Source organism: Rathayibacter sp. AY1A2 (assembly GCF_002930935.1).
Lineage (GTDB): Bacteria > Actinomycetota > Actinomycetes > Actinomycetales > Microbacteriaceae > Rathayibacter.
On record NZ_PSTP01000015.1, the window covers coordinates 1 to 14122 of the forward strand.

Consider the following 14122-nt stretch of genomic DNA (forward strand, 5'->3'; position numbering starts at 1 on the left):
GTGCCGGTGGGCGGCGGTGGCGGCGGGGGGCGCGGTGGCGGGGTCCGTGGTGGTGCCGGTCATGCGCGTGCCGCCCCGTAGACCTCGTAGGCCCCCGCGACTCCGCCGCCCACCGGCACGGAGGCGCCCGCGCGGCGCAGCACCGCCTCCAGCGCCGCCAGGGTGGTCAGCACCGCGTCCGTCCGGGCGTTGTAGCCCATCGTGCCGATGCGCCAGACCTTCCCGTGCAGCGGCCCGAAGGACGTGCCGATCTCGATGCCGAAGTCGGCGAGCATCTCCCCGCGCACCGCGTCCCCGTTCACGCCCTGCGGAATGCGCACCGCGACGACGTTCGTCATCTTGTGCCCGACGTCGCCGAACACCTCGAGGTCGAGGCCGCGGACTCCGGCGAGCATCGCCGACCCGTGCAGCGCGTGGCGGGCGACCGTCTCGTCCAGGCCCTCCTCGACGACGATGCGGGCGCACTCGCGCGCGCCGTAGAGCATCGTGGTCGCCTCGGTGTGGTGGTTGAGGCGGCGCGGCCCCCAGTAGTCGAAGACCATGCCGAGATCGAAGTAGTTGGAGCGGACGCGGCGGGCGCTGACGGTGTCGCCCTCGTCGCGGATCCCCGCCTCGATGCTCCTGCGCGACTCGATCACCGCGACGGCCTTCTCCGAGAAGGTGACGGGAGCCGATCCGGACGGGCCGCCCAGGCACTTCTGGAGCCCCGCGGTGACCGCGTCGAGCCCGAGCTCGTCGGTCGCGAAGGCGTTGCCCGCGAGGGAGGCGGTGACGTCGGTGTAGAAGAGGGCGCCGTGCTTCTCGCAGAGGGCGCCGAGCTCCTCCAGCGGCTGCGCCATGGTGGTCGACGTGTCGCCGTGGACCACGGCCAGCATCTTCGGCTTCACCCGGGCCAGAGCCTCGGCGATCGCCGAGACGGGGAAGACCTGCCCCCACTCGGCCTCGATCACGTGCACCTCCGCGCCGCAGCGCTCCGCGATCTCCCGGAGGAGGTGCCCGAACCGCCCGAAGACCGGCACGACCACGCGGTCGCCCGGCTCCAGCATCGAGACCAGCGCCGCCTCGATGCCCGCACGGCTCGTGCCGTCGACGAGCATCGTCTTCTCGTTGCGGGTGCGGAACACCTGCCGGTACAGCTCCTGCGTCTCCGTCATCGTCGCCGTCATGAACGGGTCGTACTGCCCGACCAGCTGCGCCGACATCGCACGCAGGACGCGCGGATCCGCGTTGATCGGGCCCGGCCCCATCAGCAGGCGCGGCGGCGGATCGACGGGGAGGAACGGTGCGGGCGCGGTCATGGGCCACCTCTTCACGAGCGGGAGAGAAACAGTCGTTTCACCCGCAGAGCCTATGCGACGGACGTTTCGCCGGTGTTTCGCGGTGTGGCGGGGGTCGTCGGGGAGGGTCGCGAGACGCTGGTCGGCAGGAGGGCCGTGAGGGAGGGAAGGGCCTCCGGACGGTGATCGAGGACCGGATCGTCGCCCCCACCTAGGCGTCGATCGCGATCATCTTCGGTGTGGTGTTCATCACTCAGAGCGAGCGGATCTCTGCGCGGGCCCGGGATCAGCTGCGGAAGCACGGGCAACGGGCCCGGCCTTCGGGGCAGTCGCCGTTCCTGACGGCCGCGGGCGGAGCTCTCCTCGTCGTCATCGGCGTCCTCGTGGTCCTGCTGACGGCGACGTCGGACCTGTGCGGATCGTCCTGATCCGGTTGATCGGAGCCGGCTCGACGTCCGCTGGTGCGGCGAGCCTCCTCCACAGGGCCGTCCGGCGAGCGGGTTCTCCCGATCGGACGCACCTGCGGCCCGCATGTCGGTGGTCACTGGTTCAATACGCGTATGGCGGATGGGATGCGGCAGGGACTCGAGGAGGTCCGCGCCCTCGGCGACCGTGCGGCGCTGCTCGCCCGGTCCGCGGCTCCGCTCCACCTCGCCTCCGCCGAGGCGCTGCACGAGGCGTACAGGGCTGCGCTCCGCCGCCCCGAGGCGTTCGCTCGCGGCGGGTCACCCAGCGAGTCGCGCGACCTCGTGGAGCGCTCGGTGCGGGCCGAGCTCGCCGTAGCGCTGGCCGTGTCCGAGCGCGTGGCCGCCCGGGAGCTCGAGCACGCCCGCCTGCTGGTCGCGCACCTCCCGTGCACGCGCGCCGCGCTGGCCGAGGCGCGGCTGCGCTGGGAGGCGGGGCAGATCATCTGCGGAGTCGCCGCGACCCTGCCGCCGGCCTCCCTCCGGGAGTTCGACGAGCGCGCTGCGGGACTCGCCGCCTCGATGACGCCGACCCAGCTGCGGGGACGCCTCGTCCGACTGCGCGACGAACTGCACGACGTGCCCCTCGCCGATCGCCACGCTCGCGCCCGGGAGGACCGGGCCGTCTGGGTCTCACCCGAGCAGGACGGCATGGCCACGCTCTGCGCGACCCTCCCCGCTCCGGCCGCGATGGGCGCGCTCGCGCGGCTCGACCGGATCGCCCGCACCCTCCGCGACGGGAACGGCGACAGGACGGGCGGCGGGAGCGGTCCGGCGCAGGAGCGCACGCTCGCGCAGCTGCGGGCCGACGCGCTCGTCGACCTGCTCTGCGACGGCGACGTGTCCGGTACGGCGCCAGGCGACGAGAGGCCGCGGACGTATGCTCGCGGCATCCGGGCCGAGGTGCGTCTGACCGTGGCCGCGAGCACCGCGGCCGGGCAGGACGAGACGCCGGCAGAACTGGACGGCTACGGCCTCGTCCCGGCCGGCGTCGCGCGCGAGCTCCTCGGACCCTGCTCGGCCGTCACCCCGGTGCTCATCCACCCGGGGTCGGGTGCCGTCGTCTCGGTCGGCAGGACGCACCGCCTCCCTCCCCCGCGGATGCGCCTCGCACTCCAGCTGCGCGACCGGACCTGCCGCTTTCCCGGCTGCACCCGGCCGGCGGCGACGGCCGAGGCCGACCACACGCTGGAGTGGCGCCACGGAGGCGACACCGCACTCCACAACCTGGCGTCGCTCTGCGTCGGCCACCACCACGTCCGCCACGGGGACCGCTGGACCTACACGCTCCACCCCGACGGTTCGGCCGACTGGACCACTCCCACCGGCCGCCGCGTGGTCACCCGTCCCCCCGATCCGCCCGCGCCACCGCGGCCACCGCGCAGGCCGAGCTTCAGCGATGCGCCGCCGCCGTTCTGACCGCGGGACATGCTGCGCTCCTGCGGGCGCGGGATGCCCCCCACCCGCACTCGGAGCGCGCCCTCAGAGCGCGCCGGCCAGCTCCAGGAGCGCGAGGTCCGATCCGCGTGGCCCGACCAGGCAGAGCCCCACCGGAGCACCGTCGACGCTCAGCCGCGGCACCGACAGCGCCGGATACCCGCCGATCCCCGCGACGCAGGTCAGGCCGAGCGTCGCCGACCGTGCCGCGTCGATCGTCTCGGCCGACGCGTCGAGGGTCGGCGCGACCGACGACGCCGACGGCAGGAGCAGCACCCGCCCGTCGAGCGCGCCGTCGAGCGCCTGCCGGAAACCCGCGACCCGCGCCCGCGCGGCCGTCTCCTCCTGCTCGTCGACGAGCGAGGCCGCGTCGAAGCGCGCCTGCACGTCTGCCGCCAGCACTCCCGGATGCGCCGCGACCCACGAGCCGCTCGACCGCCACGCCTCCGCGGCCTGCACCAGCCGGAACGCCTCGAGCATCTCCGCCACGGCCGGCAGCGCCACCTCGTCGGCGCTCAGCCCCTCGACGGCCGATCGGAACGCCGCGCGGACGGCCGCGTCCACCCCGCCCAGCAGTGCCGGCGCCACCGCGAGACTCCGCACCGGCGGGCCGGACGGCAGGCAGACCTCGGCCACCCGCCTCAGCGTGCCGAGGTCCCGCGTCAGCCACCCGACGGTGTCGAAGCTCGGCGCCAGCGGCAGCAGCCCCTCGACGGGCACTGCACCGTGGGTCGTCCTCAGCCCCCACAGGCCCTGGTAGGAGGCGGGTACCCGGATCGATCCCGCGGTGTCGGTCGCCAGCCCGACGGCTGCCTGCCCGAGCGACACGGCGGTCGCCGGTCCGCTCGACGATCCGCCCGGGATCGCTCCGGGCACGGCCGGATTGGGCGGCGTCCCGTAGCCGGAGTTCCGGCCGGCGATGCTGTAGGCGAACTCATCGGTCTGAGCGATCCCGCGCACCGACGCTCCCGCTGCGAGCAGCTGCGCGACGGCCGGAGCGGTCGCCGCCTCGATCGGCGCGGAGGCGAGGCGGGCCGGCACTCCCGCGCCGATCCGCTGGCCCTCGATCGCGAAGAGGTCCTTGACTGCGACGTCCAGTCCGTCGAGGGTCCCGGAGCCGGCGGCCGGCACGAGCGGCGCGCCGACGGCCCGCCAGACGCGGGGGTCCAGCGCGGGCGAGGGCGCCTGCACCTGCGCAGCGCGCACCCGCCAGGTCCCGCCCTCGCGCGACCACAGCTGCGTGACGAGCCCGCGCCCGCCACGGGCCGGAGTGTTCACGCTCACCACGAGCGCCGTGCCCGCATCGACCGCCCTGACGTGCAGCTCCACCAGCTCCCGCACAGGTGCCCCGCCGCGACGACCCCGGAAGCCGGTGATCACCGCGTGGCCGACGAGCAGCCCGGAGGCGTCGCCCCGGAGCGTCGTCGGCGCGTCCACGAACGCGTCGGCGAGCGCCGCGACGTCGTCCGCCCCGAGCGCCGCCTCGTACGCCAGGACCGCGTCCACCAGCCCGTCCGGCAGGTCGCCCTCGAGCGTCGTCACCCGCGGGTCAGTCATCGAAGTCGGCCGTCCGGACGCGGGCGTGCACGCCCTTCACCAGGTCGACGACCTGCGAGATGTCGAAGTCGGTCGCCGCGCTGAGGTAGGCGTAGGCGTGAGCCGGGTCCATCCCGTAGCGGGCCGCCAGCAGCGCGATGGCCGCGCGGACGCACTTCTGCACGGCGACGTCCAGGTCCTCGTCCATCCCGGTGGGCACGAGGAACTCGCCGGTCTCCCCCATCGGCCCGAGCAGCTCCCCGAACGCCGCGATCGCCTCGGCGCGCGGGACGACCTCCAGGCGCACCCGGACGCGCAGGCTCGCCTCCATCGCCGTCAGCGCCACCTCGCCGTCGCCCTGCGCGAAGTGGGGATCGCCGACGTACGCGAGCGCGCCCGGGACCTGCACGGGAAGGTAGAGGCTGGTTCCGACGGTCAGCAGTGCGATGTCGATGTTGCCCCCGTGCGCACCGGGCGGCACGGAGTGCGGGCGCTCCTCCCCTGCGACGGCGACGCCCATGATCCCGAGGAACGGCCGGAGCGGGAACCGGGCTGCCCGCTCTCCTCCCGGCACCAGCGGGATCACGCCGCGGAGACCGCCCTGCGCGTCCTCGTCGACGCGCGCGAAGACGCTGAACGGCCCCTCCTGCAGCGGGTACTCGCCCGGCAGCGCCCCGCGGCCGTGCCGGTTCGAGACGACTCCGTACGGCACGCGCGGCTCGGCCTCGAGGAGGGTCATCCGGAGCAGGTCCCCCGGCAGCGCTCCCCGGACCGCGATCGGCCCAGTGACCACGTGCGGCCCGTCCGTCTCGCCGTCGCGGAACGGCCCGTCCGCGGCGAGCGCGACCGCGTCGCGCAGCACGCCCTCCGGAGCGACTCCGTGGCGGCCGAAGAAGGCGACCGGATCGCGGCCCTGATCCTCCAGCACGCCCTCGTGGCTGAGCGTGTCGATGACGACCTCGGCCCCCGAGTCGACGGTGAGCACGGGGGCGTCCGCCGCGCACGGCAGGCGCCCCCACAGCACCGAACCCGGCTCGGCCGGCAGGTAGTCCACCCCCGGCGGCACTCCCTCACCGGGCTGCACCGCCCACTCCGTCCACCGCATGCGCGTCCGCCTCCCGCGCGGCCCGTCCGCGCCGTCCGACCCTAACCGCGCCGTGTTTCGAGCATGTGCACGCGTGTGCCACGATTCTCCAGACCCGCCCCCGACGACAGGACTCCCGTGTTCCGACGCCTGCGCACCCGCTCCGAGGGCGCGACCCTCGGCCTGATGCTCGCCCTCACCTTCTCGACCGGCATCATCGACGCCGTCGGGTACCTCGGGCTCGACCGCGTCTTCGCCGGCAACATGACCGGCAACGTCGTCATTCTCGGCATGGCCCTCTCCGGCGCGGCCGACCTGCCCGTGGTCGGCCCCCTGATCGCGCTGGGCGCCTTCATGATCGGCGCCGTGATCGGCGGCCGGGTGCTCCGCCCGGTGAAGAAGGGCTGGACCTCGCGCTCGACCTGGCTCTTCGCGGTGGTCGGCATCCTGCTCGGCGTCCTGGCGATCGTGCTCGCGGTCGTGCCTGAGCACCCCGAGCCGCTCGCCTTCACCGTCACCGGCGTGCTGGGCGGGGCGATGGGCCTCCAGGCCGCGACCGCCCGCCACCTCGCCGTCAAGGACGTCACGACGGTCGTCGTCACCTCGACGATCACGGGCCTCGCTGCGGACTCCCGCCTGGCGGGTGGTTCCGGTCAGCCGTGGTTCCGCCGCGCGGCGGCGATCGTCCTGATCGCCGCGGGTGCCGGAGTCGGCGCGCTCGCCCTGCTGGTCGGACTCTGGCTCGGCCTGGCGATCGCCGCCGTCATCACGCTCGTCGCGACGCTGCTGGGCGAGCTCGTCGTCCACTCCCGGTACGCTCCGGCACCCGCCGACGCCGCCGCCTGAGGCGGCGCCTCCCGGCGCGTCAGCGCGGCAGCTGCTGGCAGTGCGGGCAGAGGTGCGAGGAGCGGTTCATGAACGGCACCCGCACGATCGCCGCGCCGCACCGGGCGCACGGCTTCCCCGTCTGCCCGTAGGCGTGCAGGCTGTGCGAGAAGTAGCCGGAGGCGCCGTTCACGTTCACGTACTGCGCATCGAAGCTGGTGCCGCCCTCGGCCAGCGCCCGCTCGAGCACCGAGCGCACCTCGGCGAAGAGGCGGCGGATGCGCGCCTCGCCGAGCGACGAGCTCGGCCGCTCCGGGTGCAGCTCCGCCGCCCACAGCGACTCGTCCGCGTAGATGTTCCCGATGCCGCTCACGAGCGTCTGGTCGAGCAGCGCCCGCTTGATCCCGCTGCTCCTCCTCGCCAGCGATGCGACGACCGAGCCCAGGTCGAAGGAGGGGTCGAGCGGATCGCGGGCGATGTGCGCGACCTGCGAGGGCACGGCGCGCAGCCAGCCGCCTCCGCGGACCTCCTCGCCCGCGTAGCCGCCCGGCGCTCCGTCCGGGGTCGGCACCAGAGCGTCGACCGCCATCGAGCCGAAGATCCGCTGGTCGACGAAGTGCAGGGCGAGCTCGCCGTGCTCGGGGTGCTCGATCCCGATCCGGATGCGCGCCAGCCGCGGCAGCGCCGCATCCGCCGTGCGCAGCAGCACCTGACCGCTCATGCCGAGGTGCACCAGCAGCGCCTCGTCGCGGCCGGCCGGCAGCCAGAGGAACTTCCCGCGCCGCACCGCCGCTTCGAGCCGACGCCCGACGAGCAGGCGCTCGAAGGTCCCGTGCGGATGCACGTGCCGCTTCAGCGAGCGCTCGTCGACGATCTCGACGCCGGTCACCAGCGAGCCGGTGACCGCGGGAGCGAGACCCGCCCGCACCACCTCGACTTCGGGCAGCTCGGGCACGGTCAGTCCGACACCGCGGGAGCGGCGGGTGCGCTGGGGGCCGCCAGACGCGTCCACGCGTCGAGCGCGGCGGCCATCTCGGCCGCCTTCTTGCTCGTCCCCTCGCCGCGGGCCGTGACGAGTCCGCCGACGATCACGGTGGCGACGAACACCTTGTTGTGGTCGGGGCCGGTGGCGGCGATCTCGTAGCGCGGGGCCGGCGCACCGCGCTCGGCGGCCGCCTCCTGGAGGCTCGTCTTCGGATCCATCGAGACGCCGAAGCGGAGCGGATCGGCCCGCAGAGGTGCGATCAGGCGCAGCACCAGGTCGCGGGCCGCGTCGGGACCGGTGCCCAGGTAGACGGCGCCGATGATGGCCTCGACGGTGTCGGCGAGGATCGACGCCTTGTCGCGGCCGCCGGTCAGCTCCTCGCCGCGTCCGAGGCGGAGGAACTCGCCCAGGCCGATGCCGCGGGCGATCTCGGCGAGCGCGACGGTCGAGACGAGGCTCGCCCGGCGTTTGGCCAGGTCGCCCTCGCTGAGGGCGGGGTACTCGGTGTAGAGCATGACGGTCACGGCCTGCCCGAGGATCGAGTCGCCGAGGAACTCGAGGCGCTCGTTGTGCGGGATGCCGCCGTGCTCGAAAGCGAACGACCGGTGCGTCAGGGCGAGCTCGAAGAGCTCACCGTCGAGGCTCACGCCGAGCGTGGCCTCCAGACGCGACCGGTCGTCGCTGGAGGGTCGTGCGGAGGTCTGGTTCACCATGGACCGCGGTCCGTTCGTCGAGAGGCGGTGCGCCCCGCGCCGTGCGGACCAGGAGCGGGATCAGACGTCGGCGACCTTGCGGCCCTTGTACTCGAGGAACAGCGCGGTGCCCGCGGAGTCCTCGACGACCTTGGCGCGGTGGGGAAGGCTGTAGACGACCTTGCCGTTCTCGATGGTCTTGACGAGGGTGGGGACCTCGGCCTTCCACTGCGAACGACGGGCGTGGGTGTTCGCGCGGGACTTCTTCCTCTTGGGAACAGCCATGATTCTCTCTTCTCTACCTCTAGTCGGATTCGGTGCGGGCGGTCGCGCCCTCACCGCTGTCTGCGGAAGCTCTGTCGGTGGAAGCTCCGGGCGCTGCGGCCCCGCCGTCCTCCTCGCTCAACCCTGCGAGCGCGGCCCACCGGGAGTCGCGCGGCGCCTCGGGTTCGGGCGTGGAGGAATCGGCCAGCCGCTCCCCCGTGACGGGGTCGAGGCCCGGACAGTCCGGCCGGCAGACCGGCTGGAACGGCAGCGACAGAACCACCGCATCCCTGACCAGAGGTTCAAGATCCACGTGGTCGTCGTGAACCTCATAGTCGAAAGCTTCGTCAGAAGAGTACGCGAAAAGTTCCTGGAACTCGACATCGACAGGCAGGGAGATGTCGGTCAGGCACCGGCTGCACTCGCCGTCGGCCCTCGCCGACACCTCGACACTGGCCAGGATCCCCTCGTGCACGGACTCGAGCCGGACGTCGAGATCGACGGCGGATCCCTTGCGGACCGCGACGATCCCCTCGCCGAACTGCTCCGGCGCCTCGAGCTCGAGGCGGTGCTCGCGCATCTCGCCCGGCCGCCTCACGAGGTCGCGCACGTTCACGGTGAACGGCGTCTTCTTGAAAGTAGTCACGAGGGTCCAGCCTACCCCTCCCGCCCCCCTCCGGGGCGGGAGGGGCCGGGAGGAGCCGGGAGGGGCGGAGTCCGGGCTCAGGCGCCGCCGGCCTCCAGCGTCACGTCGATCGGCGCGTAGTCGGCACCGCTCGTGTCCACTCGCTTCTCGGCGAGCTCCGCGAGCGCCTTCTCGACGTACTCGTTCGAGTAGGCGGTGGCGGGCGGGTCCGCGCTGATGATCGTCGCGCCCGTCTCGTTCTCCGTCTCCTTCGCGATGTCGACCGTCTGCTGCCACGCTGCCTCGTCGATCATCCCGACGCCGCTCGTCGAGGGCCAGATCAGCTTGTTGACCTCGTTGGTCATCCAGAGCTGGTGGCTGGTGCCGAGCGTGGATCCGGCCGCGGTGACGATGTCGGCCGCCGCCTGCGGGTCGTCCTTCGCGAAGATCCAGCCCTTGATCGAGGCCTTGATGAAGGCGACCGTCTGCTCGGCGTACGCGTCATCGTCGGCGAGCCTGCCCGCGTCCGCCCAGATCGCGTCCTGGAGCATCGCGGTGCCCACGTCGTTCCAGCTGATGACGTTCAGGTCGTCCGGCCGGTACAGCTCGCCTGTGGCGGGGTTCACGGTCTCGAGGACCTGGGCGTACTCGTTGTAGGTCATCGCCTGGGCCGCGTCGATGTCGCCCGCGAGGAAGCCGTTCATGTCGAACTGCTGCTGCACCAGCGAGATGTCGTCGAGGGAGACGCCGTCCTTCTGCATGCCGGCGAACAGCTCCCACTCGTTGCCGTAGCCCCAGCTGCCCACGCTCTTCCCGGCCAGGTCGGCCGGCGAGGTGATCCCCTTGTCCTTGAAGGAGATCTGCGTGGTGGCGCTGCGCTCGAAGATCTGCGCGACGTCGGTGATCCCGGCCCCCTGCTCGATCGAGCCGAGGACCTTGGGCACCCAGGAGATCGCGTAGTCCGCGTCGCCCGAGGCGAGCACGTCCTGGGGGACGATGTCGCCGCCTCCCTCGGCGATCGTCACGTCGAGGCCCTCGTCCTCGTAGTAGCCCTGGTCGAGCGCGGCGTAGTACCCGGCGAACTGCGCCTGGGCCACCCACTGCAGCTGCAGGGTGACCGGCGTGAGGCCGCCGGAGCCGGAGTCCGACCCCGGGTCGGAGCCGCCGGAGGCGCTGCAGCCGGTGAGCGCGAGGCCCACGGCCGCGAAGGCGGCGGTCGTCGTCAGGGTGATGCGGGTGCGTCTGGTCACGGGTCCTCCTGGTGCGGTCTGCGGGGTCGCCGGTGCGGCGCGCCCCGTGGTGCGGCGGTGCAGGTGGTGCTGTGGTGCAGGTGGCGCTGATGATGCGGGCGGTGCGGATGGTGCGTCGGGTGGAGTCGGGAATCGGGAGTCGGGAATCGGGAGGATCGAGGAGGGTGCGGGGACGCGCGGCGCCGCGCTCAGCGCAGCCGGCTGCGGCGCAGCGCGAACGCCTCGAGCGCGGCCGTCACGCAGTAGAACGCGAGGCCGACGAGCACGGCGCCCAGGACGTAGGCGTAGGCGAGCGCGTAGTCGCTGCCCGAGGCCGCCGTCGTGATCGACTTGCCGAGCCCGCCCACGGGTCCGCCGAAGTACTCGGCGACCAGCGCCGAGATCACCGCGAGCGAAGAGGCGATGCGGAGCCCCGTGAAGACGTAGGGCACCGCTCCCGGCAGCGTGATCGTGCGGGCGGTCTGCCAGGGGGTCGCCGCGTAGGCCTTCAGCAGGTCGCGGTGCACCGGAGCGGCCTGCCGCAGCCCGCGCAGCGTCGTCACGTACACCGGCACGAACACGGCGAGCGCCGCGACGAGCTGCCTCGCGGTCTCGGCGTTCGCTCCGAACATCGTGTAGAGCACCGGAGCGAGGGCGACGATCGGCACGACGGCGGCCGCGGCCACGATCGGCGCGACCAGTCCGTCGAAGACCCGCGCGAGCGCCGAGAGCCCGGCGACCACGACCGCCAGCACCGCGCCGACCAGCAGGCCGACCAGCGCGTTGCGGCCGGTCACCGCGCTGCCCTCGGCGACGGAGCCGAGGTTCGCGGCGAACTCCCGTCCGATCGCCAGCGGCGACGGGAGCACGAACGGCTGGATCGCCAGAGCGGTGACCCCGGCCTGCCAGAGCAGGACCGCGGCGATCCCGAGCACGAGCGGCGCGAGCACGCTGCGCGCCAGCGCCGTCGTGCTCACCGGTTCTCCACTCCGCGCGGCACGGCGGCGGGATCCCCGTGCAGCAGCTCGCGCACGGCGCTCACGTCGCGGAAGAACGCCGTGTCCTCCCTGACCGCCGCGTCGCGCTCGGATGCTCCGGGGAGTCCGACCGGGAGGACGTCGCGGATCCTGCCCGGCCGCGGCGACATCACCACGACGCGGTCCGAGAGGAACACCGCCTCCGGGATCGAATGGGTGACGAAGACGACGGCGGCGCCGGTCTCGCGCCGGATCCGCAGCAGCTCCGTCTGCATCCGCTCGCGGGTCATCTCGTCGAGCGCCCCGAACGGCTCGTCCATGAGGAGCAGGCGCGGGCTCTCGGCGAGCGCCCGCGCGATGGCGACGCGCTGCTGCATCCCACCGGAGAGCTGGTCCGGGTAGGAGTCGGCGAAGTCGCCGAGCCCGACCAGCGCCAGCAGCTCGTCGACGCGCGAGCGCCGGGCGGTCGCGGCGACGCCGTGCAGCTCCAGCGGCAGGGCGATGTTCGCCCGGATCGTGCGCCACGGCAGGAGGCCCGCCTGCTGGAACGCGATCCCGTAGTCCTGGTCGAGCCTCGCCTGCCGGGCCGTCTTGCCGAACACGGCGATCGAGCCGGAGTCCGGCTCGTCGAGGTCGGCGATCAGCCGCAGCAGCGTCGACTTGCCGCAGCCGGACGGGCCGATCAGCGAGACGAACTCCCCCGCGGCCACCTCGAGCGAGACGTCCTGGAGCGCCGTGACGCTCGCGGCGCGAGCGGTGGTGAAGGTCCTCGTGACGGAGTCGACGACGACCGCGGATCCTGCAGGGCTCATGCGGGCTGCTCCCCTCGGCGGTACGGACGGAGGAGGGTGCCGAGCAGAGCGACGGCGCCGGCGGCCGCGAGGCCCACCAGCACCGCCCCGAGGATCGGCGCCCAGGGCTTGGCGGGGTCGCCTCCGGCAGCGGAGGCGAACTCGATGATCATGCGGCCGATCCCGCCGCGCAGGCCGATCGAGACCTCGGCGACGATCGTGCTGACGACGGCGCTGACCGCTCCGAGCCGGAGGGCCGGCAGCAGGTAGGGCACGCTCGCCGGGAGCCTCAGGCGCACCAGCGTCTTCCACCAGCCGACGCCGTACACGTGCATCAGCTCGACCTGGTGGGCCGTCGGCGAGCCGAGCCCGCGGAGCGCCCCGATCGAGACGGGGAAGAACGCGAGGTAGGAGGCGATCAGGGCCACCGACATCCAGTTCTCCCAGGTCAGCGGTCCGAGCTCGAGCTGCGACCCCCAGCGCCGCACCAGTGGGGCGATCGCGATCAGGGGCACCGTCTGGCTCAGCACGATCCAGGGCAGCACCGCCGACTCCGCCGTGCGGAACCGCTGCATCAGGAGAGCCAGGAGCAGCCCCACGACCGTGCCGACGACCCAGCCGACCGCGGCGATCCCGAGCGAGAAGGCGCTCGCCCCCAGGACGGCCGACCAGAGCGCCGGGGCGTTCCGCGCTCCGGTGACCGGCTCGCCGAGCCGGGCCGCGATCTCCCAGAGGTGGGGCATCGCGATGGCGCTCGTGCGCGGGAGCACCGTGACTCCTCCGACGACCACCCCGGCCTCGGGCCCGAGCGCCTTCCAGCCCTCCCACACGAGCGCGAGCAGGAGGAGCCCGCCGGCGCCGAGCACGAGCCCGCGCGCGAGGGCCGGTCTCATGCGCGGGCCACGATGTGCTCGCGCAGCTCCGGGATGACCCGCTCGCCGTACACGCGCAGCGTCTCCTCCTTGTTGTCGTGCTGGAGGTATCCCGCGAACTGCGTCACGCCGATGTCGGCGAGCGCCCGGAGCTTCTCGATGTGCTCGTCCGCCGTGCCCAGCACGCAGAAGCGCTCCACGATCTCGTCCGGCACGAAGGCGGTGTGGCTGTTGCCCGCGCGGCCGTGCTCGTTGTAGTCGTAGCCCTCGCGCCCGGCGATGTAGTCCGTCAGCGCCTGCGGCACCGCTCCGGAGGCGCCGTAGCGGCCCACGATGTCGGCCACGTGGTTGCCGACCATCCCGCCGAACCAGCGGCACTGGTCGCGCATGTGCTCCCGGTCGGTGCCGATGTACATCGGCGCCGCGACGCAGAACTGCAGCGACTCGGGATCCCGGCCGGCGTTCGCCGCCGCCTCCTTGACGGCGCCGATCATCCAGCGCGCGATGTCCACGTCGGCCAGCTGCAGGATGAAGCCGTCGCCGACCTCGCCCGCGAGCTTCAGGGCGAGCGGGCCGTAGGCGGCCACCCACATCTCCAGGGACGAGCCCCGGCTCCACGGGAACTGCAGCGTCTGGCCGTTGTACTCGACCGGACGGCTGTTGGCGAGCTCGCGGATGACGTGGATCGACTCCCGCAGCGTCTTGAGCGTCGTCGGAGCTCCTCCGGTCACCCTCACCGCGGAGTCGCCGCGGCCGATCCCGCACACCGTGCGGTTCCCGTACATCTCGTTGAGCGTCGCGTGCAGCGAGGCGATGACCGTCCAGTCGCGCGTGGCGGGGTTGGTGACCATCGGGCCGACCGTGATCCGGTGCGTCCTCTCGAGGATCTGCGAGTAGATCACGTAGGGCTCCTGCCAGAGCAGGTGCGAGTCGAAGGTCCACGCGTAGTCGAAGCCGTGCGTCTCCGCGAGGACGGCGAGCAGGACGGTGCGCGAGGCGGGCGGGTTGGTCTGGAGGACGACTCCGAAGTCCATGGGGTTCCTTCTGCTCGATCAGGTGCTGGC

Annotated in this window: 14 protein-coding genes; 2 read left to right on the plus strand and 12 right to left on the minus strand. The window is 73.2% G+C overall.

The features are described from left to right. Positions 1–59: 59 nt before the first annotated feature. Positions 60–1298: an alanine--glyoxylate aminotransferase family protein gene (locus C5B93_RS12330; RefSeq protein ID WP_258068217.1), complete on the minus strand. Its 1239-nt coding sequence runs from the start codon at positions 1296–1298 to the stop codon at positions 60–62. A 539-nt stretch (positions 1299–1837) separates the two neighbouring features. Between C5B93_RS12330 and C5B93_RS12340 the strand changes: the two genes are divergently transcribed. Beyond that, entirely contained in the window at positions 1838–3160 is a 1323-nt protein-coding gene (locus C5B93_RS12340; RefSeq protein ID WP_104267578.1) for an HNH endonuclease signature motif containing protein, read from the plus strand. 63 nt (positions 3161–3223) lie between these two features. Here C5B93_RS12340 and C5B93_RS12345 read toward each other — a convergent pair whose 3' ends face one another. Further along, complete coding sequence (locus tag C5B93_RS12345; protein ID WP_104292586.1) at positions 3224–4735, minus strand: AtzH-like domain-containing protein; 1512 nt, start codon at positions 4733–4735, stop codon at positions 3224–3226. Further along, positions 4728–5819: an acetamidase/formamidase family protein gene (locus tag C5B93_RS12350; protein WP_104292587.1), complete on the minus strand. Its 1092-nt coding sequence runs from the start codon at positions 5817–5819 to the stop codon at positions 4728–4730. Before C5B93_RS12350 ends, C5B93_RS12345 begins: the two co-directional genes overlap by 8 nt. Before the next feature lie 117 nt (positions 5820–5936). Between C5B93_RS12350 and C5B93_RS12355 the strand changes: the two genes are divergently transcribed. Beyond that, complete coding sequence (locus C5B93_RS12355; protein WP_308470741.1) at positions 5937–6644, plus strand: YoaK family protein; 708 nt, start codon at positions 5937–5939, stop codon at positions 6642–6644. A 19-nt stretch (positions 6645–6663) separates the two neighbouring features. Here C5B93_RS12355 and mutM read toward each other — a convergent pair whose 3' ends face one another. The 9 genes from mutM to C5B93_RS12400 all read right to left on the minus strand — a co-directional run bounded on the left by mutM (position 6664) and on the right by C5B93_RS12400 (position 14092). Next, on the minus strand, positions 6664–7578 hold the full coding sequence (mutM, locus tag C5B93_RS12360; RefSeq protein WP_104283536.1) for a bifunctional DNA-formamidopyrimidine glycosylase/DNA-(apurinic or apyrimidinic site) lyase: 915 nt from the start codon (positions 7576–7578) through the stop codon (positions 6664–6666). Between the two features lie 2 nt (positions 7579–7580). Then, a complete protein-coding gene (gene rnc, locus C5B93_RS12365) occupies positions 7581–8321 on the minus strand; it encodes a ribonuclease III (RefSeq protein WP_104292588.1) in 741 nt (246 codons plus the stop codon). A 60-nt stretch (positions 8322–8381) separates the two neighbouring features. Then, positions 8382–8585 carry a 50S ribosomal protein L32 gene (gene rpmF / locus C5B93_RS12370; protein WP_104223482.1) on the minus strand — a complete coding sequence of 68 codons (204 nt, stop codon included), beginning with the start codon at positions 8583–8585 and terminating at the stop codon, positions 8382–8384. 19 nt (positions 8586–8604) lie between these two features. Further along, the gene (locus C5B93_RS12375; protein WP_104247536.1) at positions 8605–9144 is read right to left on the minus strand and encodes a DUF177 domain-containing protein; all 540 of its coding nucleotides are present in this window, start codon (positions 9142–9144) and stop codon (positions 8605–8607) included. A 143-nt stretch (positions 9145–9287) separates the two neighbouring features. Next, the gene (locus C5B93_RS12380) at positions 9288–10439 is read right to left on the minus strand and encodes an ABC transporter substrate-binding protein (protein WP_258068219.1); all 1152 of its coding nucleotides are present in this window, start codon (positions 10437–10439) and stop codon (positions 9288–9290) included. A 188-nt stretch (positions 10440–10627) separates the two neighbouring features. Further along, a complete protein-coding gene (locus C5B93_RS12385; protein ID WP_104234206.1) occupies positions 10628–11395 on the minus strand; it encodes an ABC transporter permease in 768 nt (255 codons plus the stop codon). Then, positions 11392–12207: an ABC transporter ATP-binding protein gene (locus tag C5B93_RS12390; RefSeq protein WP_104226661.1), complete on the minus strand. Its 816-nt coding sequence runs from the start codon at positions 12205–12207 to the stop codon at positions 11392–11394. Before C5B93_RS12390 ends, C5B93_RS12385 begins: the two co-directional genes overlap by 4 nt. After that, on the minus strand, positions 12204–13079 hold the full coding sequence (locus C5B93_RS12395) for an ABC transporter permease (protein ID WP_104292589.1): 876 nt from the start codon (positions 13077–13079) through the stop codon (positions 12204–12206). The genes C5B93_RS12390 and C5B93_RS12395 overlap by 4 nt, the downstream gene beginning before the upstream one ends. Continuing rightward, on the minus strand, positions 13076–14092 hold the full coding sequence (locus C5B93_RS12400) for a TIGR03842 family LLM class F420-dependent oxidoreductase (protein WP_104292590.1): 1017 nt from the start codon (positions 14090–14092) through the stop codon (positions 13076–13078). The genes C5B93_RS12395 and C5B93_RS12400 overlap by 4 nt, the downstream gene beginning before the upstream one ends. Positions 14093–14122: the final 30 nt, after the last annotated feature.